The organism is Hyalangium minutum (assembly GCF_000737315.1).
GTDB lineage: Bacteria > Myxococcota > Myxococcia > Myxococcales > Myxococcaceae > Hyalangium > Hyalangium minutum.
The window spans coordinates 137,408-155,543 of sequence record NZ_JMCB01000028.1; the positions used below are offsets into that span (position 1 = coordinate 137,408).

The 18,136-nt window shown below is 68.2% G+C and carries 19 protein-coding genes; 4 read left to right on the plus strand and 15 right to left on the minus strand.

What is annotated here, in order from left to right; all coding sequences use genetic code 11:
• Nucleotides 1-55: 55 nt before the first annotated feature.
• The 6 genes from DB31_RS41430 to DB31_RS41455 form a co-directional block, all read right to left on the minus strand.
• On the minus strand, nt 56-1,774 hold the full coding sequence (locus DB31_RS41430) for an aldehyde dehydrogenase family protein (RefSeq protein WP_044198789.1): 1,719 nt from the start codon (nt 1,772-1,774) through the stop codon (nt 56-58).
• Between the two features lie 85 nt (nt 1,775-1,859).
• Nucleotides 1,860-3,848 (minus strand): M56 family metallopeptidase, encoded by a 1,989-nt coding sequence (locus DB31_RS41435; protein ID WP_044198790.1) that lies wholly within the window; start codon nt 3,846-3,848, stop codon nt 1,860-1,862.
• Between the two features lie 3 nt (nt 3,849-3,851).
• Nucleotides 3,852-4,238, minus strand: coding sequence for a BlaI/MecI/CopY family transcriptional regulator (locus DB31_RS41440; RefSeq protein ID WP_044198791.1), 387 nt, complete (start codon nt 4,236-4,238; stop codon nt 3,852-3,854).
• An 80-nt stretch (nt 4,239-4,318) separates the two neighbouring features.
• Nucleotides 4,319-5,677, minus strand: coding sequence for a hypothetical protein (locus DB31_RS41445; RefSeq protein ID WP_044198793.1), 1,359 nt, complete (start codon nt 5,675-5,677; stop codon nt 4,319-4,321).
• 128 nt (nt 5,678-5,805) lie between these two features.
• The gene (locus DB31_RS41450; protein ID WP_044198794.1) at nt 5,806-7,398 is read right to left on the minus strand and encodes a phospholipase D-like domain-containing protein; all 1,593 of its coding nucleotides are present in this window, start codon (nt 7,396-7,398) and stop codon (nt 5,806-5,808) included.
• Nucleotides 7,399-7,603: 205 nt separating this feature from the next.
• Nucleotides 7,604-7,840 (minus strand): hypothetical protein, encoded by a 237-nt coding sequence (locus tag DB31_RS41455; RefSeq protein ID WP_044198797.1) that lies wholly within the window; start codon nt 7,838-7,840, stop codon nt 7,604-7,606.
• Between the two features lie 383 nt (nt 7,841-8,223).
• On the opposite strand from DB31_RS41455, the gene DB31_RS41460 reads away from it, so the two are divergent.
• The gene (locus tag DB31_RS41460) at nt 8,224-8,796 is read left to right on the plus strand and encodes a hypothetical protein (protein ID WP_044198798.1); all 573 of its coding nucleotides are present in this window, start codon (nt 8,224-8,226) and stop codon (nt 8,794-8,796) included.
• Between the two features lie 92 nt (nt 8,797-8,888).
• Nucleotides 8,889-9,680: a hypothetical protein gene (locus tag DB31_RS41465; protein ID WP_240487216.1), complete on the plus strand. Its 792-nt coding sequence runs from the start codon at nt 8,889-8,891 to the stop codon at nt 9,678-9,680.
• A 72-nt stretch (nt 9,681-9,752) separates the two neighbouring features.
• Here DB31_RS41465 and DB31_RS41470 read toward each other — a convergent pair whose 3' ends face one another.
• From DB31_RS41470 to DB31_RS41500, 7 genes are all read right to left on the minus strand, one after another.
• Nucleotides 9,753-10,202 carry a hypothetical protein gene (locus tag DB31_RS41470; RefSeq protein WP_044198799.1) on the minus strand — a complete coding sequence of 150 codons (450 nt, stop codon included), beginning with the start codon at nt 10,200-10,202 and terminating at the stop codon, nt 9,753-9,755.
• Nucleotides 10,199-10,858 carry an anti-sigma factor family protein gene (locus DB31_RS41475; protein ID WP_044198801.1) on the minus strand — a complete coding sequence of 220 codons (660 nt, stop codon included), beginning with the start codon at nt 10,856-10,858 and terminating at the stop codon, nt 10,199-10,201. The genes DB31_RS41470 and DB31_RS41475 overlap by 4 nt, the downstream gene beginning before the upstream one ends.
• Before the next feature lie 68 nt (nt 10,859-10,926).
• Nucleotides 10,927-11,544, minus strand: a complete 618-nt coding sequence (locus DB31_RS41480; RefSeq protein WP_044198802.1) for an RNA polymerase sigma factor — start codon at nt 11,542-11,544, stop codon at nt 10,927-10,929.
• Nucleotides 11,545-11,619: 75 nt separating this feature from the next.
• Nucleotides 11,620-12,975: a hypothetical protein gene (locus DB31_RS45770; protein WP_052420660.1), complete on the minus strand. Its 1,356-nt coding sequence runs from the start codon at nt 12,973-12,975 to the stop codon at nt 11,620-11,622.
• A 326-nt stretch (nt 12,976-13,301) separates the two neighbouring features.
• On the minus strand, nt 13,302-13,931 hold the full coding sequence (locus DB31_RS41490; RefSeq protein WP_338034358.1) for a paraquat-inducible protein A: 630 nt from the start codon (nt 13,929-13,931) through the stop codon (nt 13,302-13,304).
• 15 nt (nt 13,932-13,946) lie between these two features.
• Complete coding sequence (gene hemF, locus DB31_RS41495; protein ID WP_044198803.1) at nt 13,947-14,858, minus strand: oxygen-dependent coproporphyrinogen oxidase; 912 nt, start codon at nt 14,856-14,858, stop codon at nt 13,947-13,949.
• Nucleotides 14,855-15,613, minus strand: a complete 759-nt coding sequence (locus DB31_RS41500; RefSeq protein ID WP_240487218.1) for a hypothetical protein — start codon at nt 15,611-15,613, stop codon at nt 14,855-14,857. The genes hemF and DB31_RS41500 overlap by 4 nt, the downstream gene beginning before the upstream one ends.
• A gap of 209 nt (nt 15,614-15,822) precedes the next feature.
• Here DB31_RS41500 and DB31_RS41505 point away from each other — a divergent pair, with 209 nt between their 5' ends.
• A complete protein-coding gene (locus tag DB31_RS41505; protein ID WP_044198805.1) occupies nt 15,823-16,383 on the plus strand; it encodes a hypothetical protein in 561 nt (186 codons plus the stop codon).
• A gap of 7 nt (nt 16,384-16,390) precedes the next feature.
• On the opposite strand, the gene DB31_RS41510 is transcribed toward DB31_RS41505, so the two are convergent.
• Nucleotides 16,391-16,933, minus strand: a complete 543-nt coding sequence (locus DB31_RS41510) for a DUF2378 family protein (RefSeq protein ID WP_044198806.1) — start codon at nt 16,931-16,933, stop codon at nt 16,391-16,393.
• Nucleotides 16,934-16,941: 8 nt separating this feature from the next.
• On the minus strand, nt 16,942-17,229 hold the full coding sequence (locus DB31_RS41515) for a DUF3467 domain-containing protein (RefSeq protein ID WP_044198808.1): 288 nt from the start codon (nt 17,227-17,229) through the stop codon (nt 16,942-16,944).
• Between the two features lie 69 nt (nt 17,230-17,298).
• On the opposite strand from DB31_RS41515, the gene DB31_RS41520 reads away from it, so the two are divergent.
• Nucleotides 17,299-18,114, plus strand: coding sequence for an alpha/beta hydrolase (locus DB31_RS41520; RefSeq protein ID WP_044198921.1), 816 nt, complete (start codon nt 17,299-17,301; stop codon nt 18,112-18,114).
• The last annotated feature ends 22 nt before the right edge of the window (nt 18,115-18,136 follow it).

Sequence of the window (18,136 nt, forward strand, 5' to 3'; positions counted from 1 at the left end):
TCTGACGGCTCCTGGCCGTGACGTCTCCTTTTCTACCGGCGTCTTGAATCCGTGTTCAGACGCGCATGGCGGCGGCGGCGATGCCCGGCACCTTGAGCCAGGAGGGTGCCAGCTCGAAGTCCGCGAGCTTCCGGCCCAGGGTGGCCACCCCCCGGTGCCCCGGCACCCAGGGCGCGGGGGGGAAGTTGGTGAGGGGGGCGCGGAGGACCACCTTCTCGATGTCCTCGAACATATACGTGTTGTGGACCCACCCCAGGCCGCTCTGGATGTCCTGGGGCGACACGGAGGGATGGCCGCCCCACGGCAGGCTGCTCAGGGCGAAGACGGCGGCGGGCCAGGTGTTCACCGCCACGGCGCCGTAGCGCAGGTTGCGGATGGCCTTCTCCACCGCCGCGTTGACCGCCGGATCCTTGAGCGACTGGGGGTGCACCACGAGCGTGGCGCAGAGGGTGCCCCACACCTTGTCATTCACGAAGGGCACGGCCTGCTCCAGGAACGCCACCGGATCATCCGCGCCCGGCAGGCCCGTCTCGGAGAGCACGGTGCACCAGGGCTCCTGGCGGAAGACCCGGTCCTGCGCTTGGGAAGGATCCACATCCGGCAGCAGGGCGAAGGCCAGCTCGCCCTGCCCCGGCGTGCCGACGAGCCGCAGCCCTTGACGGCCCTCGGTGAACTGCTTCCAGCGCTGCTCCGCGCCCGGGTACCAGGCCCGGCGCGCGCGGGTGTTGCCCAGCGAGGCCTGCACCGCGTCCACCAGCTGCCCGCGCTGGCGCCAGTCGCGCGGCTGCACCAGGAGCTTGGCGCTGTTGCAGTTGAAAGAGGCGTTGTTGGCCACCATGCCGGCGATGCTGTTGCCCTGGAAGCGCAGCTCGCCCTCGGTGTAGGGGCCTGGCACGACGATGACGGGCGAGATGTTGCCCAGCTCGCTCGAGAGGGTCTTCTTCAGCAGCGGCTCATTGCGCGCGCGGCGGGCGTCGGACTCCGGACCGGGAGGGCCCCACATCAGCGCGTCATGCGTCCGGTCGCTGCCGGTGATGTGGACCTCGTCGACGTCCGGATGGTGGATGAGCGCGGCGCCCTCCTCCGCTCCGCCATACACGACGGCGAACACGTTGCGCGCGGCCAGCGAGGCGAACGCCTTCTCCAGGAACGGCCCCACGTAGGCGTTCACCGGGTTCATCTTGAGGACGCACGCCGTGCCCTCGACGAAGAGCTTGTAGAGACAGTCCGCGGGCGGAATGGAGTTGACGTTGCCTCCGCCCAGCACGGCGCACACGCGGCCTTCGTGCGGGCGCCGGTAGAAGGAGGCCTGGTGCTCGTGGAGGTTGGCGGCCGTGACGCCGGGCTGGAAGCGCACCTCGCCCACGTGCCGGGGCAGCAGGATGGAGTCCAGGAGGTTGGCCGGGTAGATGCGCGCGCTCAGCTGCCCGGTGTCCAAGGTGCTCAGCCGCGAAGCCGGGATGCGCGGCACGCCGTGGCGTTGAATATCCCTCAGCGAATCGGCCAGGAGGCGCAGGTTGCGCAACACCACGAGCGGCCCGGCCAGCCACTCCTCGCCCGCGATGGGGCTGTCCGGGTCGATGCCCTTGGCCTCACAGGCCGCCCGGACGCTGGGCTCGGCGACGGCGTGGTAGGAGCGCCGCAGCTCCTCCAGCAAGGCGATGCGCTCGGCGAGGGAGACTTTCACCCAGGCGCGGGAGCCCTCCTGGATGCGCCGCACGAGCGGATCCATCGAGGAGACAGGAGTGGCCTGGGGAGCAGCAGCGAGCGTCATGCGCGGGACCTCCTCTAAGAAACCCGCGCCACGTTAGGCGAGCCCCCGCACACCCGTCATTTTTCTTTGGAGCAAGCGTTGGCTGTTAGGAGTCCAGCGGCTCGGCGAGCCCCTTGCTGACCGCCTCGTCGATGAGCGCCTTGAGCTTCCTCTCGCCCTCGTGCGCCAGCTTCTCCTGTTGCTCGCCGAGCTTCTCCTGCTCCTCGCCGAGCTTTTCCTGCTGATCGCCCAGCTTCTCCTGCTCCTGGCTCAGCGCCTCCTGCTCCTTCTCCAACGCCTCCTGCTCCTTCTCCAACGCCTCCTGCTGCTTCTCGAACTCCTGGTCCTGACGATCGCGGGCGGCCTCGTCCGCCTGGGTCGCGATGCGCGCGTGCTGGAGGCTCAGCTCGGCCTGCTTCATGCCCAGCTGGGCCTGCTTCATGCCGAGGGCGGCCTGCTTCTGACCCAGCTCCGCCTGCTTTGTGCCCAGCCCCGCCTGCTTGTTGCCGAGTTCCGCCTGCTGCGAGCCCAGCTTCGTCTGCGGCTCGAAGGCGGCACGCATCTGAGAGAGGATCTTCGGATCGCGGATCACGTAGCTCTTGTCACCGCGTCGCACGAAGATCAGGTCCTTGCCTCCCGTGCTGAGGGCCCGAGCGCGGCGCAGATCGGACGTCGAGCCCGCCATCGTCACCTGGTCACCCGCCACCAGGACGAAGCCCTCCACGTCATCGTCATCGTCGTCATCACGGTCCGCCATGGCCAGCATCGGCGCCTTGGGCGGCATGGGAGGAACGGGCGCCACTGCGGAAACAGGAGGAACAGGCGCCACGCTCGGGGCCGGAGGCGCCGCTGGCACGGCCGCCTGGGCCACCTTCGGCGTGGCGGGAGGAGCAGGAGGAGCCGGAGGCACCGCCTTCGGAGCCGCCACCGGGGCCGGGGCCGTCACCTTCGGTGCCTCCGGCACGGCAGGGGCAGCGGGAGCCTTGGCAGCGGGAGCGGCTGCGACCACCGGCGTCGCAGGAGCCTGCGGGGCGGCGGGACTCTCGCGAGCGACCACCTGGAACGGCACCAGCACCGCGAGACCGAGGACGATCAGGGCCGCTCGCAGCGGCGCCCGGCCTCGGGGAGTCGAGACATCAACATGCTCCAGCATGGTCAACCTCCTGTGCAGCGTGTGAAGGTGGGCGGACGCGCCGAGTGCCGCGGCGGTCCCGTGCGTCCGAGTGACGCCAAAGGAGAGGAGCAGCTGCCCGTAGTCGCCAGGCTCAGCGCCCGTGAGGTGCAGGGCCTCTGCGTCACAAGCCTCCTCGCGGGCCAGCGCGTACTCGCGGGCGGCCTTGCGCACGAGGGGGTGGAAGAAGAGGACGGTCTCCGCGACAGCCGGCACCCACCCGAGCCACAGGTCGCGGCGCTGGAAGTGGGCCAGCTCGTGCGCCAGCGCCATCCGCAGCTCTTCCACGTCCAGGCGCTGGACCGCTCGCGCGGGCAGCACCACCACCGGAGAGAGCAACCCCGTCGCGAGGGGGCTCGTCACCGCCTCGGACACCAGCAGCCGGGGCACGCGGCGCAGACCGGCACGCGTGGCCAGCTCCAGCACGGCCTCCTCAATCTCATCGTGCCGCAGCAGCTGGGCACGGCGGCGCAGGCGGCGCACGGAAGCCCACGCCGCCAAGTGCCGCTGGAACTGCCAGCCGATTCCCAAGCCCCACGCGGCGAGCACCGCTGCCACAACGAACTGCAGCCAAGGACCCCGGCGCTCTGAAACCACCCGCGGCTGCGCGGCGGAGGCCACGGTCACCCCGGCGATGGGCGCCTCCGTCTCCGAGCCCCCTGTCGCCACCACCGCCGTCACTGGAACGGGCTCAGGCGCAGGCAACAGCGGAAGCGGCACGGGGGCCAGCAAGCCCAAAGACAGCACGAACTTCAGAGAGACGAGCCACCACAGCCCGGCCCGCAGCGCCGAGGGCATGCGCGGCAGCGCGCGCGTCAGCGCCCACACCACGGCGGCGAACAACGCGCCCTGCCACGAGGCCCGCCACAGCCCCTCCAACGCGGAGCGGCCCCAAGCCAGATCCATCAGCCATTCGGTGCCCATGCGTTACTCCTTCTGCTGCTTCCGGGACTTCAGCCGCGCCACGACGTCCTGGAGCTGTTGGAGCTCCTCCTCGGAGACGTCCTCGGCCTCGGCCAGATAGTTAACGAACGGCGACAGCGAGCCCGCGAGCGAGCGTTGGACGAAGTCGCCCACCACGCCCGCCAGCAGCTCCGAGGCCGGCACCATCGAGCTGTATTGATAGATGCCGTCCACCTTGCGCCGGGTGAGGTGGCCCTTGTTCCGCAGCCGCTCCATCACCGTGAGGATGGTGGAGCGCGCCAGCCCCTGCGCCTCGCCGAAGCGCTCGGCCACTTCGCCCACGGTTGCCGGGCCGTGCTCGGCCACGTACCGCAGCACCGCCAGCTCTTGCTCTCCTACGGCCTTCTTCATGGACCCTTCCCGCTGACTACAGCTGTAGTCACGAGGAAGGTACGGCTGACTACAGCTGTAGTCAAGTCATTCGGTGGGGCTCAGCGATTGAAGTCGACACCCGCGCCAGCGCCGGCGGTGTAGCCCTTGGCCAGCGAGCCATCCGGTTGCGGGAAGTGGACAGTGCCGCCCGCGCCCCAGATGTAGAGCCAGTCGAGGACGCGCTGACGCAGCTCGGCGTGGACGGAGTAGCGCGGCTGGGTACCGATGCCCACGACGATGACGCGCGCGTTGGCGAGCGTCCGAGCTCCGGGGAGCTGAAGCGACAGGGTGAGATCCGTGTCGGTGCGGCCGGTGGTGAAGTGCTCTCCGGCGATGCTGGCGGACATGTACAGGTCCTCTTTCGCACCACTGCCCGTGCCGATCTTCAGCTCGGCGAAGCCCGCGAGGTTCTTGTCCATGCGCTCCTCGGCGAGCGGCAGCTCGTGGAGGCCGGTGGAGGAGTAGCGCGCCAGCTCATACGAGGGCCCGAAGAGGCCGAAGCGGAAGCTGCCTCCTTGATAGCGTCCCTCGAGTCGGCCGCTGATGCTCACCGCGCTCTGGTCGCCGTTGCTGATGGAGAAGCCAGCGAAGCCACCGATGTCCGGCGAGCCCACGTCCACGCGCGAGCCCGCGCCGCCGATCGCGAAGAGCCGCAGGCTCTCTCCCTTGTAGAGCGCGGCGGCGCCGCCCAGGAGCGCGGCGGTGATGGACTCGGTGCTCTCCTCGCCAATCTTCCCGAAGTCATGCGCGACGGAGGCGACCGCGTAGTAGCGCTCGAAGTTCTCGGCCTTCGTCGAGGCAAGCTGGCCGATGTCCAGCCGCAGCTCGCCCGCGAAGAGGCGCGGGGAGAGGATGTCACTGGCGGCCACCTCGACCCGCGTGGGACCGACGTTGACTTCGAGCACGGCGCCCGCCGGGTGGTAATCGGGCGAAAGCTGGTTGTCATACCGGTCCACCAGGTGGCCCTCCCCCAGTTGGAAGGTGGAGAGAGGCCCCGCGTAGAAATAGGCCACGGTCTCCTTCTCCCGGCCGATGCTCAGGAGGCGGAGGACCTGGGCATAGTCGCTCGTGGTGTCCCAGTCCTGGCGCCGCAGGTGGCCGCTGAAGTCCTGGGCGGCCTGCTTCGGCTCGGCGTCGATCAGCCGGAAGCGCAGGGGCGCGCCCAGCTCGAGCGTGAAGCTATCGCCGCGCTCCACCCGCGCGATGGGCAGGGCCTGCGCGAAGATGTCCTGTCCGCCTCCCAGCGTGCCCGAGGGCAGACTCAGCGGCCCCGCTTCCAGCGCCAGATGGAAGAAGAAGCTGGAGTCTCCCGTGGCAGTCTGCTCCGAGGGCACCTCCTGCACGGTGGCAGACCCTCCTTCATAAGGAGATGCCTGATTGAGAACGGAGAGCAGGACGAGGAAGGAGGCGGCGTTCATCCCGGCCACTCTACCTATCCCTCGCGCTGCGCAAAGGAACGCAACTGTGAAACAGGTGTAGGCACGCCTCGCCTAGCAGCCGAGCAGACAGGCGTCGCCCGGGCTCCTACCCTGCCCCCACAGCAGCCTCACGGCTCCGCGCGGGGCGCCTCGGCCGGCAGGCTCGCGGGGTGGGGGCGCTCAGGCAGACCGATGAGCCACCGCGTGAGCAGCCGGAAGCCTGTGGCGAACAGGCCCTGCTCCTGTTGCAGGGACTCGAAGAAGCTCTGGTCCAGCAGCGAGTCCTCCGGATCAATGATGAGCTCCTCGGGCTCCAGCGGCTTGAGGAGTGGGCTCTGGTCGAAGACTGTCTCCAGCGGGTGCAGCCGCAGGCGGTGCTTGGCACCAGCCGCCACGTCATCCAGCCAGGCCACGAGCTGCTCCGCGCGCGCCAGCCCGCGCACCACCTCGCGGCCCTGCAGCCCGGTGTGCTCCGCCAGCAGGCTCACCCTCAGCCGGCGGAGGCTGCGCCGCAGCGCCGCTCCCTCGGGGCCCTCGGGGGCCTCCCAGGCCAGGTTCAGCTCCGAGTCCAACCCCATGCTGCGGTTGGTGGTGTTCGCCGAGCCCACCGTGAGGAAGCGGTCGTCCACCATCATCAGCTTCGAGTGGATATAGGTGAACCTGTCCTGTCCCTGCTCGTCGGGAGACGCCGAGCAGTACACGCCCAGCGCATGGCCATTCTCCTGGGCGACACGCTGCAGCACGCGCAGCATCCGCACCTGGGCCACACCCATGGCCAGCTGCTCGCGCAGCGCCTCGGGCATCCGGGGAAGGACGAAGAGAATCTGAAGAGGGCCCCGCGTCTTGTCTCGCATGCGGCGCACCAGCGCCTGGAAGATGGCCCGCGAGGAGAAGTACTGGTTCTCGATATAGATGAGACGCTCGGCGGACTGGATCGCGTCCAGGTAGAGCCCGCGGATCTCCTGCACCGGTTCCTGGCAGAAGGGCACCAGCGTCTTGCCGAATGTGCGGCTGAGCGACACGGGCCCCGCAGGCAACGGCAGCGTGGCTTCCACCTCCACGTCGTCTCGCACCACCGGCTCGGGCAGATTCAGCGCACCGCCGCCGGAGTTGAACCACCGGGCCTCGAACAGCTCCACCAGCGGCCGGACCACGGGCCCTTTGAGCACTGCCTGCACGTCATGGTACGGCCCGTGCGGATCTCTCCCCGAGTCGCAGCGCAGTGAGGAGCGCGCCGGGTGGCTCCGGTCATCCCAGCGGCAGTCGCAGATGTCCATGCCTCCGGTGAAGGCCAGCTGCCCGTCGATGATGACCAGCTTCTGATGGTGCGCGCCCGACAGCGGCGCAGAGGCATCGAAGCGGAAGGAGATCCGCTCGCTGTGCCAGTTGAAGAGCAGCTGCTGCATCCACTCGCGCTCCAGCGCGAGCAGCAGGCTGAAGTCCCACGCGAGGATGTGGACCTGCAGCTCCGGATTGTTGAGGCACAGCTCGCGCAACAGCGGAAGCATCCGCGTCTCGCCCGTCACTCCCTGGGCGTCCTCGCCGCGCAGCAGCGCCACGTCACTGTCGAACTGCCATCCGAGGATGGCGATGTACTGCTTGGCCTGGCGGGCCGCCCGGTAGAACGCGCGGTAGTAGTCGCGCGCGTCAATGAGCATTCCCGCCTGCTCTGCTTCAGCCTGCAGCCAGCAATTGCTACCGGGAACCAAGATGCGTCTCACGATGTCACTCCCGGGCGCCTACCTCCCACAGGCCCTCGCCCCCAGAGGGGGACACTCCCCTCAACGCCTCAACCCACGGCGTCGCAAATCACGACGCCTCCACACCTACGACGCCCCAACCCGCCACACCCCAACCCGCCACACCCCAACCCGCCACGCCCCAACCCGCCACGCCCCAACCCGCCACACCCCAACCCGGCGCGCCTTACCCCACCACGACGATGTGCTTGCCCGTCGCCAGCGTCATCGCCGGAGAGGACACCACCCGCGCCACCTTCTTCACCTCGCCACCCACCGCATCGAAGGCCGCGGCGATGAGGTCACCCAGCGTCACCTGCACCTTGTTCCCCGGCTGAGCTGCCTTCAGCGTCCCCTTCACCGCCTTCGTCTGCCGCGCCTTCCGCTGCTGCTTCACCTGATCACGCCGCTGAGCCTTTGCCATGGTCTTGTCTCCCTGATGTGCTGGTTGCTTGTGCCGTACTCGACCACCCGACCCGCCGCCGCCCTGCGCAGACTCCTAGAGCAACCCCCATGCCGCGTGGCAAACCCCCGATTTTTGGAGGTATGCTCCCGCCGAAAGGATCAGGCGCCCCCTGAAACGGCTGTCGTTTTTTCAGAATCGCGCCGATGATCGGAACGAATGACTGGCTCACCTCAGCCCTGCGGACGAGGGAACGTCGACCGGTGTACATGTTGTTACAAAGACATGTGTCGCCGCAGCGCGTCACCTGTCTTAGGTCAGGGCCACTTCCAGCACGGACAATTTGCTTTTGGCGGCTTTAGCCGATTCAATGGAAGTAGGGGGATCCCCGAGGTGCCAGAACGATGGACCTGAATACGCGCCCGCCCAAGGCCGAGCCCGGTACGAGTGATCCCTTCGCGAACTCCCAGGTCGTCGGTCAGTCCATTCTCGCCATCGTGGGCGGGATGGAGGTCGTCCAGGCGCGTGCGCTCCGCATCCTGGCCGAGTTCGGCATCTCTCCCTTGAAGGCCGACGTCTGGTACCCGATGACGGCCCTGCTGAATTCCTTCCGCCTCATCTTCGAGAAGATCGGCCCCAGCACGGTCCGGGCCATTGGCAGGAAGATCCCGGAGAACGCCCACTTCCCCTCGGACATGGACTCCTTGGAGAAGGGACTGCGCTCCATCGATGTTGCCTACCACATGAACCACCGGGGGCCGGACCCCATCGGTGGGTACCACTACGAGCAGTCGGATCGACGCAGCGCGCGAATGGTGTGTGACAACCCTTATCCGTGCGACCTCGACCTCGGCCTCATCGAGGCGATCTGCGACCGGTTCCGCCCCAAGGACGCGCTCTGGGTGCGGATTGAGCACGATCCGAAGACTTGTCGTCGAAGAGGAGACTCTTCCTGCACGTATAACATCGCTTGGTAGAGCAACTCGCCAGGTCGGTTGGCTAAGCAGAAACCTCGGCCGTTTTGATCCGGTGGGTCGGGCGTTATCATCAGCATGGTCGGGAGGAAGCCATGAAGGTCGTCCTGGAGCACATCGCAGCACGGCAGGCCGCTTTTGCCAGCCACCCCTTTTTTGAAGATCTGAAACAGGATCGGCCGGTCGAACAGATCATGGCCTTCGCGCCACGCTTGGCGTTCTGGGTCATGACGTTCCAGGACGTGCTGCGGCTCAATGCCCACTTCATCTCGGACCCCGGCCTGAAGCGGCTCGCCGTCCAGCACCGCTCGGAGGAGGTGGGCCATGACCGCTGGTTCTTCGAGGACATTCAGGAGTTGACGGGAAAGCAGCTGTCGGTGAGTGCCCTGTATGGCCGCGCGCACACGGCCACGCGGGATGCCACCTACGCCCTCATCTCCGAGGTATACCGGCCGATGGATGACCGGCTGCGCATTGCCCTGGTGCTGACCATGGAGGCCACCAGCCACATCTTCTTCGGGCGCACCTCCATCGTCGTCTCCACCAAGGGCTGCGGGCCGCGCCTGCGCTACTTCTCGGACTTCCACGTGCAGGTGGAGCAGCAGCACGAGGTGTTCGAGGAGGAGATGGAGCGGCGGCTGCGCTCGCTGGAGCTGACGGAGGAGCTGCGCGCCCAGGCGATTGGCTTGGTGGATCGCGCGTACGCGGCCTTTGACTTGATGCTCCAGGGCCTGCGCACGGAGATCAACGCGCCCGTGGAGCCCCTGCTGCCGGCCCGGCTGCCGGAGCCTCAGTCCGCGGCGGCCACCTCGTTCCCCGGCACTTCGACCAAGGACGAGTCCCAGCAGGACGGGAACGAGCAGCACCCGCACATCCTCGCGGTGTAGCGCGGACTCCCCTTTCGGAGAACACCTCTCGCTGGGAGCTCTTCACAGAGAGCTCCTGGCGGCGCTTGGGCGCTACTTGGCGGGCGGAGAGAGGGCGAGGATGAGCTCGCCGCCCACGTGCTTGCCCGCGCGCTGGTAGACGGCGCCCTGGTTGCCGAGCTCCACGTCCACGGCGGCCAAGCGGGGAATCACCACGCTCACCGTGGCGGTGCTGTCCTTGAGGGACCGCAGCGTCAGCGTGGCGTTGACGCCATTGGGCAGCCGCAGCTCGGTGGGCTTGTCCTTGATGAGCTCGACGGTCTCCAGCGACAGCCGCTTGAAGGAGGTGAAGCTGAAGTTCTGCTTGCGGAACTTCTCCTTCATCTGCGCCAGCTCGGGCGGATCCACCGTGTCGCTCTTGTCGGAGACGAGCACCACGTCCACCTGGATCTTCACCTTTTGATCCTGCGCGTGAGCCGCCAGCGGCGAGAGCGTCAGCCCCAGCGCGAGCACCGTCAGCACCGCAGCCAATTGCGTTCTCACAGGGAGCCTCCTTTGGGAGCCGGGTCCTTCTGCTGCGGGGAAAGGGGCTTGGGCTTCAGGGCACCCTGCGGCGCCTCATCCGTCCCCTGCTCGTCGCTCCGGGACTCGTTACCCAGGGCGGGCGTGGCGTCGTGCGGAGGCGGCTCCTCGTCCTGTTCCACCGTCCAGATGATGGTGCTGCCGTCATCCGTCTCCATCACCACCGGGGCGAGCCGGGCCGGATCCAGGGAGCGCACCGCCTGCACCTTCATGCGCTCGCCGGCGTAGCCCACCGGAGCCCGGTTCCCCCACAGCAGCGGAATGGCCACCAGCAGTACCACCGCGGCGGTGGCCAGCGAGGAGAACACCGCCGTGCGCTGGTAGAGGAACATCTCCGAGAGCGAGAGGCGCAGCCGCTCGAGCAGCGGCGGCCGATCCGGCGTCACCCGCGCCATGACCTTCTGGGCGAAGTCCTTGAAGTCCACCTCGTCCACCGCCATGTCCAGGCCTACGCGCAGCAGGCCCGACTCGGCGCGCAGGTCCGCAGCGCGACCCGTGCACACCTTACAGGCGGAGAGGTGACGCTCGATGTTCACGCGCTCGGTAGGAGACACCTCCCCGTCAATGTAGGGAGAGAGGAGCGGGATGAACCGCTCGCACGCAGGATTTCCGGCCATGGCTTCACCCTGGTTGTTGGTGGCTGTCTCTGTATGACGGGAGCGCCCCACCGATATTCCAAGCCTGTCTACTCACTGCCCACCCCACTCTTGGCCTCGTCCAACTCCAGGTATTGACTCAGGATTTTCTGAACTTTGGCGCGGGCGTGGAACAGCCGGCTCATCACCGTGCCCTTGGGAATGTCCAGGGTGCGAGACAGGTCCTCGTAGGACATTCCCTCCACTTCCCGAAGGAGCAGGATGGCGCGGTGCTTCTCGGGGACGGAGGCCAGCGCCTCCTGAATCTTCTCGGCCAGCTCGCGGCGCAGGGCGCTCTTCTGGGGGTTGGTGCCCAGCCGGCTCCCGAGCGCTCCGATATTGGCTTCAGACACATCCATGGGCAGCGTCTCGTCGAACTCGACGGCCTCGCCGCCCGCGCCCGCACGCTTGCGGATGATGTCGATGCAGATGTTGACGGTGATGCGGTAGAGCCACGTGTAGAACGAGGCGTCACCCTTGAAGTGGTCCAGGTACTTGTAGACCTTGACGAACGCCTCCTGGGAGACGTCCATCGCCTCCTCCTTGTCCTTGAGCATTCCGAGCGCAACGGCGTACACCTTGCGCTGGTAGCGCTCGACGAGGAGCTTGAAGGCGCGTTGGTCTCCGCCGCGGACGCGCTTGACGAGGGTGAGATCGTCGGTGGCCAATGAGCCGGGGACCCTAACACAAGCCCCCGAAATCCCAAGAAGTCCGCGAGCAGGAACGGTTTCCTGGAGGACGGCCTAGAGGCTGACCACCAGGATGACCAACAGCATCAGCCCTACGAACGCCAGGACGGCGGCAAAGGCGATCTGGTTCCACTTCTCCTTTTCAATGGCGCTGTCATCCTCGCCATTGCGCATGCGGTGGAGAACGTTCCACAGCATGTTTCCGCCCAGCTTGAAGCTGCCACCGAGCTTCTTCCAGGCCTCCTCGAAATTGCCGGGCCGCTGCTCCTCGTCCTCTGGGCGGCGCAGCAAGTTCGGGTGGGGGGGCTGAATCACCGGCGGGGGCACGTTGGCTTGCTGGGGGTTCAACCGGACAAACTCGGACGGGTTGCTGGTCCGCTGCTTTGGCTGGCGATCGGACACCTCGCCAAAGGCGCTGTCCTTCATCTCCGAGGAGTTGAGCAGCGAGTCTGTCCTCGGTGGGTCCTCGAGCCGCAGGGAGGAGTCCTGAGGCTGGGCCATCTCCGAGAGGTCGGCCGCGCCCTGGGGCGTCGCCGTGTCTGCCGTGGGGTGCGGCGTCTCGGGGGCTTGCGTCTGCTCTGTCTTGGCGGGGGCCTCCTGGGCCTGCGCCTTCTGTTGGGCCTCCGGCTTCGTGGCGGCCTCGGGCGCCTGCCCCTTCTGCTGCTTCTGCGCCTTGGCGGCCTCGGAGAGGAGCACCTCCGGCGGCGGCTCGAGCTCCACCTGCTCCGCGCGCTCCTTGGCCTCCTCAGGGCTCCCAGACTGGAGCACCCACTTGCCGGCCTTCACTCCGTCCTGGCCTGTGTGCTTGTCGCGGAACTCGCCGAAGCCTTCCTTCTCCAGGGCCTTGTCGAAGAGCTCCTGGCCCTCGGGCATGGGCTCCTGGCCTGCGGCGGCCTCGGCGTAGGCGGTGAAGAAGGCCCACATGCGCAAGGCCCGCTCCGAAGGCGGCAAGTCCGACGGCCTCACCTGCTGGTTCAGCAGCGGCAGATCCGAGGCGAAGCGCTTGGCCACCGTCGCCTGGTCCTCGAGCTTGTTCAGGTTCTTGGGGATCAGGTCCTCCACCGGGCGCAGCGGGCCTTTCACCTGACTGGTACGAAACGCGGGCCGGTTGGCCGTGGTGGGCGCCTTGGCGCCGAAGAGGTCCGACGGCTTGACGATGCGAGTGCTCTCCGCCGACGGATCCGGAGCGTCCTTGAGCGCGGGCATCTCCCGGGTTCTGCCGCCCCGCGTCGCGGATGGCTCCGGGGTCTGCACCTTCGGCATCACCAGGGTCTCGGGAGCGGTAGAGGTCTTGGTGCCCCTCGGGTCCGGGGTCAGCGCATCCGCGAAGGACGCGGCCGGCATCGCGGGTCGGGTGGTCGTCCGCGGCTGTCCTTGATTGGGGTAGGCCGGGCGCTCCGCGGTGCCCATGCGAGGCCGCTCACCGGTGCCGTACCGGGGGCGCTCGCCTGTGCGGCCAGAACCTGGGCCCGTCCCCAGCCCTGAGCCGCCTCCCTCCGCCGTGCCTTCTCCGCCCTCGAGGCCGCCTTCCAGGAGACCGCCTTCCGAGAGACCGCCTTCCGAGAGACCGCCTCCTCCGGTGCTGGTGGGGGAGCTGCCTTCACCCGCTGGGGAGCGTCCGCCACGGGGGCCGTCGCCGAACGGACGCCTCCCGCCACCTCGGCCGATGTCCCCAACATGACTCATCTCTCACATTCTCGCCTACCCAACGGGCAAGTTGCGAGAGGGGGGGCCGATCATTCGTCTTCCCGCTCCACCTGCACCGGGGAGGTCATCCCATTGACGTCCAGTGTCACGCTGTAGACGGAATTCTGGCCGTCCCCGTCCTGATCACCCCGGGCGTAACAGGTCACCTCGGGCTCCCCGACCGGGTCCTCCTTGACCACCACCTGGTACTGGAAGCGGACCGCCGTGCCCGGTGCGAAGCCGAGCTTCTGGAAGGCCTCATCCGCTGGGAACGGAACGGGTTGGCCCCCCTTGGGCACTTCCTTGGGCGTGGGGCCCGCTGACAGGAACTGGCCGCTCTCGCTGCGGTACATCTGCACGGCGTCACACAACGCGATGACGTTGACGCGCGCCTCCGTGCCCAGGTCGCTGCCCGCCTTGGCCTCCGTGCGGAACGCGTTGTCCGCGCTCTTCTCCAGCTCCTGCATCCGCTTCAGGTAGAGGAGCACGCCCCCGCCGCCCACCAGGAGGCACGGCAGCATCAGCGCGCCCAGGATGAGCGCCCACCTCCGGCCCCAGCCCCGGCGCGCGGGCGTCGGCACCACCAGCGGCGCGCCGCACGAGCAGGGGAAAGCCTCGCCGGGCTTGCGTCCGGAAATCTCGTGGGTGGCGCCACAGCGTGGACAGACGAGAGACTGCACGGCCCCCTCCCCTCCCTAACCGCCGCTGGCCCAGTCGCGCGGGTTGCGGAGCACCTCGATGAGCTTCGCCTCGTGGGTGTTGGGCTGCGGGTGGTACTCGTAGCGCCAGCGGACCTGCGGCGGCATCGACATGAGGATGGACTCGGTGCGCCCCTTCGTCTCCAGCCCGAAGAGGGTGCCCCGGTCGTAGACGAGGTTGAACTCCACGTAGCGCCCGCGCCGCACCTCCTGCCAGAAGCGGTTCGCCTCCGTGTAGGGCGTGTCCTTGCGCTTCTCCGCGATGGGCAGGTACGCCGGCAGGAAGGCCCGGCCCGCGTCCTTCACGAACTCGAACTCCTTCTCCAGATCGCCGCCCAGGTCCTCGAAGAACAGGCCCCCCACGCCGCGCGTCTCCTCGCGGTGGCGCAGGTAGAAGTACTTGTCACAGGTGGCCTTGAAGCGCGGGTAGTAGGACGGCTCGTGCCGGTCGCACGCGGCCTTCAGCGTGCGGTGGAAGTGCACCGCGTCCTCCTCGAAGAGGTAGTAGGGCGTCAGGTCCGCGCCGCCCCCGAACCACGCCTTCGGGCCCTGGTGGATGAAGCGGTAGTTCGCGTGCACCGTGGGCACATACGGGTTGCGCGGGTGCAGCACCAGCGACAGCCCTCCGGCCCAGAACTCGCGGCCCTCCCCCTGCAGCCGCTTGGCGAAGGCTTCCTCCAGCTCGCCGAACACCACCGAGGTGTTCACGCCTGCCTTCTCCAGCACCGCGCCCTCCTCGAGCACGCGCGTGCGCCCGCCGCCACCGCCCGGCCGCTCCCACCGGTCCTCGTGGAAGCGCGCCTTCCCGTCCAGCCGCTCCAGCGCGGAGCAGATCTCGTCCTGGAGCTGCTGGATGAAGTCCGCCATCTGCCGCTTCAGGCCCTCCACCTTCTGCGCATCCACCGTCATTCTGATTTCTCCGCGGGCGCCGTGGGCGCCTCGAAATCCATGGGAGGCACCGGGGGCGCGAGGTTGCCCGCGGAGTCGAACACCTCCACCCGCGCGCGGTAGCTCTTGCCGTCCTCGAAGCCGAAGGCGCCACTGCAGGGCTCGTGGCCCAGCAGCGCCGAGCCATTCACCACGGGAATCACATAGTGCTGCGAGCTCGCACCGGCCTGTTTGCGCGTCAGCGTCACCACCAGGTAGGAGGGGCTCTCCTCGCGCATGGACATGGTCAGCCGCACGTAGCGGGTGATGCCCTCCGCGCTGCGCCGGGCCAGGCCCTCGGAGACGGCGGGGCGCTTGATCCACGTCGGCGCGACCTTGTCGGGCCCCTTGCCGGCGAGCCACTCGGGCAGCGACGTGCCCGTGCCGTTGAGCAGCTTCACCGTGCCGGGCAGCGCGTCATCCAGGCGCAGCGTATAGGTCTTGTCCGGCAGCAGCTTCCCGTCCGGCTTGAGCACGACGGTGACGCGGCCCAGCTCGCTGGTCCACCCGCGCTGGGCCTTCACGCGGACCTCGTGCCCCTCGGTCTGCAGGCGCATCGTCTTTCCCGGCAGGTCCGCCACGAGGGCGCGCGCAGTGCCGATGCCCTCCAGCAGGAGGCGGGTGTTGGTGGGAACCGTGGCGCCGGGACGGGGAAACACCTGCACCCCGTCCCCGAGACAGCGGGCCGAGGCCTCGCGCGCCAGCAACAACATGAAGAAGAACAAGAGTCGGTACAAAGCACCCCGAGTCTGCGCCGGGCGGCGTCTCGTGGCCAGCACTACGAGCACTCTTCCCCCTCGCCTCAAGGCTGGGACGCCGGGCGGATGACACATGGCCGTCTCACGCCCGCACTTTCTCAGCCGATATGCCCGGTGCCCCCTAGACGTTCTCTGGGAGTGAACAGGGGACCGCGGCGCTGACCGCTGGAGAGGAGCGAGGTGGAGCCATGAGATGTGGGCTCGTGTTGAGCGTGAGCGCCCTGCTCGTCCTGGGCGCAGGTTGTGCCACGACCGGGAATGAGCGCCGCACCCTGCTGGAGCGCGCCAGCGCGGAGATCGCCTACGAGCAGCCCTCCCGGATCGTCATGGATGCGGCGAAGGGCGTGCTGCGCGACCACGGCTACGTGCTCGCCCCGAGCCGGGGCAAAAACGCCCTGCGCACTCAGTGGAAGATCGACGGGGACCTGGAGACCACCGCCCGCTGGTCCAAGGTGCTCATCGTGGGCCAGTACCGCTCGGACGGCCGCTTCATCGTGCGCGCCGAGCAGGTGGTGTGGGCCACGGGCGGACGGACGGCCGCGCACCCGAGCATCGCCAACGGGGATGCGGGCAAGCGCGGCAGTGACAGCGCCACCAACTACGTGCCCGGCGAGGCCTACTCTCCCGCCAAGCCCGTGTTCAGCCGCGCCCTGGACCTCGAATGGGAGATTCTCCAGCGCGTGGAGCCCCGGTTCGCGAACGAGGTGGAGAAGCAGGTGGACATCTACCTGTCCGGCCCGCACTCCTGAGCCGGGCTCACCAGCTCATCTCCAGCTCGAAGGCCTTGGGCTCGCGCTTCGTCACCGTCACCACGGGCTGGACGCCCGTCTTGCGCAGGCCCACCTCGAACAACCCCGCCATGAAGTCCGGCTTCGCGTCCGGATCATTCCAGTAGTGGACGCGGAAGTGCCGCTCGCCCAGCGGCTCCACCCGCACCTGGTACTCGTACGAGTCCAGCTTGTTCAGGCTGGGGATGCGCTGGACGAAGCGCTCCGGCCCCAACAGCGGCAGGCTCACGTCCACCACCCGTCCTACCAAGGTCCTCGCGAAGCCGTACGCCATCTGCCGCCCCAGCTCGCGGTAGGCCGACTCACGGTCGAGGTGGGCAAAGCACTGCTTCCATGCCACCTCGAGGGCTTCGTTCCAGACCTCGATGGGGTAGCCCGGCTGAATGCGCCGCACGTCCACCCCCACCGCCCTCAGCGCATCCGCGAAGGCACCTTCCGCTCCGAGCGCGCGAACGAACAGCCCCTCGAAGAAGGAGCCCTGCGTGACGCGGCCGGACACAGGAGCGGACATGGCGGGCCTCAGTGCTTGCGCTCTTCCTCGCGGAGCTGGATGGTGCCGAACTGGGCCTCGTAGCGCGCGAGGTTCTCCTGCAGGGCGAGCATCAGCCGCTTCAGGTGCTGCGGACTGGTGATGACGCGGGAGAAGACCTTGGCCCGCGGCTGCTGTGGGTAGACGTAGATGAAGTCCAGGGTGAACTCGGTCTGGGTGTGGTCCACCATCGCCATGTTGGCGTAGCGGCCCTGGGCCACCTCTTCATCGAGTTGAATCTGGAGCGACGGGGCAGCAGGCTTGGGAGTGTCTGGCATCGTGCAGTGGGAATAACGCTTTGGGGTTATCGTGACTAGCGTTCCTGTGTGAACGCGCTCGGCCGCTGGATGGACACCTGGAAGACCGCACCTTTCGAGCTGGGACACGGCGAGGACGCCTGTCTGTTGTTACATGGTTTCACGGGAAGTCCGTGGGAGATGCGGCCGCTCGGGGAGGCGCTCGCGGCGCGGGGGCTGTATGTGACGGCGCCTCGGCTGCCCGGCCATGGCACGACGCCGGAGGCCATGCTGGAGGCGGATCATCGCCGCTGGGAGGCCGCGGCGCTGGAGGCCTTGGACGCGCTGCGCGGCTTCCGCCGGGTGTTCGTGGCGGGCCTGTCCATGGGTGCCCTGCTGGGGCTGCGGATGTCGGCCCTGCGCCCCGAGGTGGTGAAGGGGCTGGTGCTGATTGCCCCCGCCGCACGCTTCAAGGGGCCGAAGATGGCGCTCCTCAAGAGCCTGCGGAACACCGGGCTGCTGGAGCGGATTGTCCCGTGGGTGCGCAAGTCGGCCACGGACCTGAGTGATCCGGTGGCGCTGGCCGAGGCGCCCATCCTCCCGGCCTTCCCCATCGCCCGGCTGAAGGACTTGTGGGCCCTTCAGGAGACGTCCCTGCGGGATGCGCACCTCGTGCGCTGCCCCACCCTGGTGGTGGTGGCCGAGCAGGACCACGTGGTGGATCCAGCCGGCGGACAGTGGCTGGCCTCGCAGCTCACCGGTGCCCCGGAGGTCCGGATGCTGTCGCTCCAGGAGGGCTACCACATCATCCCTCGGGACAAGGGCGGGCCCCGGATGGCCGCGGCGGCTGGTGACTTCCTGGATGGGCTGCGGCAGCCGTGGGGCGACGAAGAGGAACGTGGCTCGGCTTCGGGCATCCTTATATGAGTGAGCCAGCTCCTGGCTCCGA

Bases quoted from the DNA above. Each gene is read 5' to 3' on its own strand.
- DB31_RS41430 (WP_044198789.1), bottom strand. From the start codon at position 1,774: ATGACGCTCGCTGCTGCTCCCCAGGCCACTCCTGTCTCCTCGATGGAT.
- DB31_RS41435 (WP_044198790.1), bottom strand. From the start codon at position 3,848: ATGGGCACCGAATGGCTGATGGATCTGGCTTGGGGCCGCTCCGCGTTG.
- DB31_RS41440 (WP_044198791.1), bottom strand. From the start codon at position 4,238: ATGAAGAAGGCCGTAGGAGAGCAAGAGCTGGCGGTGCTGCGGTACGTG.
- DB31_RS41445 (WP_044198793.1), bottom strand. From the start codon at position 5,677: ATGAACGCCGCCTCCTTCCTCGTCCTGCTCTCCGTTCTCAATCAGGCA.
- DB31_RS41455 (WP_044198797.1), bottom strand. From the start codon at position 7,840: ATGGCAAAGGCTCAGCGGCGTGATCAGGTGAAGCAGCAGCGGAAGGCG.
- DB31_RS41460 (WP_044198798.1), top strand. From the start codon at position 8,224: ATGGACCTGAATACGCGCCCGCCCAAGGCCGAGCCCGGTACGAGTGAT.
- DB31_RS41465 (WP_240487216.1), top strand. From the start codon at position 8,889: ATGAAGGTCGTCCTGGAGCACATCGCAGCACGGCAGGCCGCTTTTGCC.
- DB31_RS41475 (WP_044198801.1), bottom strand. From the start codon at position 10,858: ATGGCCGGAAATCCTGCGTGCGAGCGGTTCATCCCGCTCCTCTCTCCC.
- DB31_RS45770 (WP_052420660.1), bottom strand. From the start codon at position 12,975: ATGGGCACCGCGGAGCGCCCGGCCTACCCCAATCAAGGACAGCCGCGG.
- hemF (WP_044198803.1), bottom strand. From the start codon at position 14,858: ATGACGGTGGATGCGCAGAAGGTGGAGGGCCTGAAGCGGCAGATGGCG.
- DB31_RS41505 (WP_044198805.1), top strand. From the start codon at position 15,823: ATGAGATGTGGGCTCGTGTTGAGCGTGAGCGCCCTGCTCGTCCTGGGC.
- DB31_RS41510 (WP_044198806.1), bottom strand. From the start codon at position 16,933: ATGTCCGCTCCTGTGTCCGGCCGCGTCACGCAGGGCTCCTTCTTCGAG.
- DB31_RS41515 (WP_044198808.1), bottom strand. From the start codon at position 17,229: ATGCCAGACACTCCCAAGCCTGCTGCCCCGTCGCTCCAGATTCAACTC.
- DB31_RS41520 (WP_044198921.1), top strand. From the start codon at position 17,299: ATGGACACCTGGAAGACCGCACCTTTCGAGCTGGGACACGGCGAGGAC.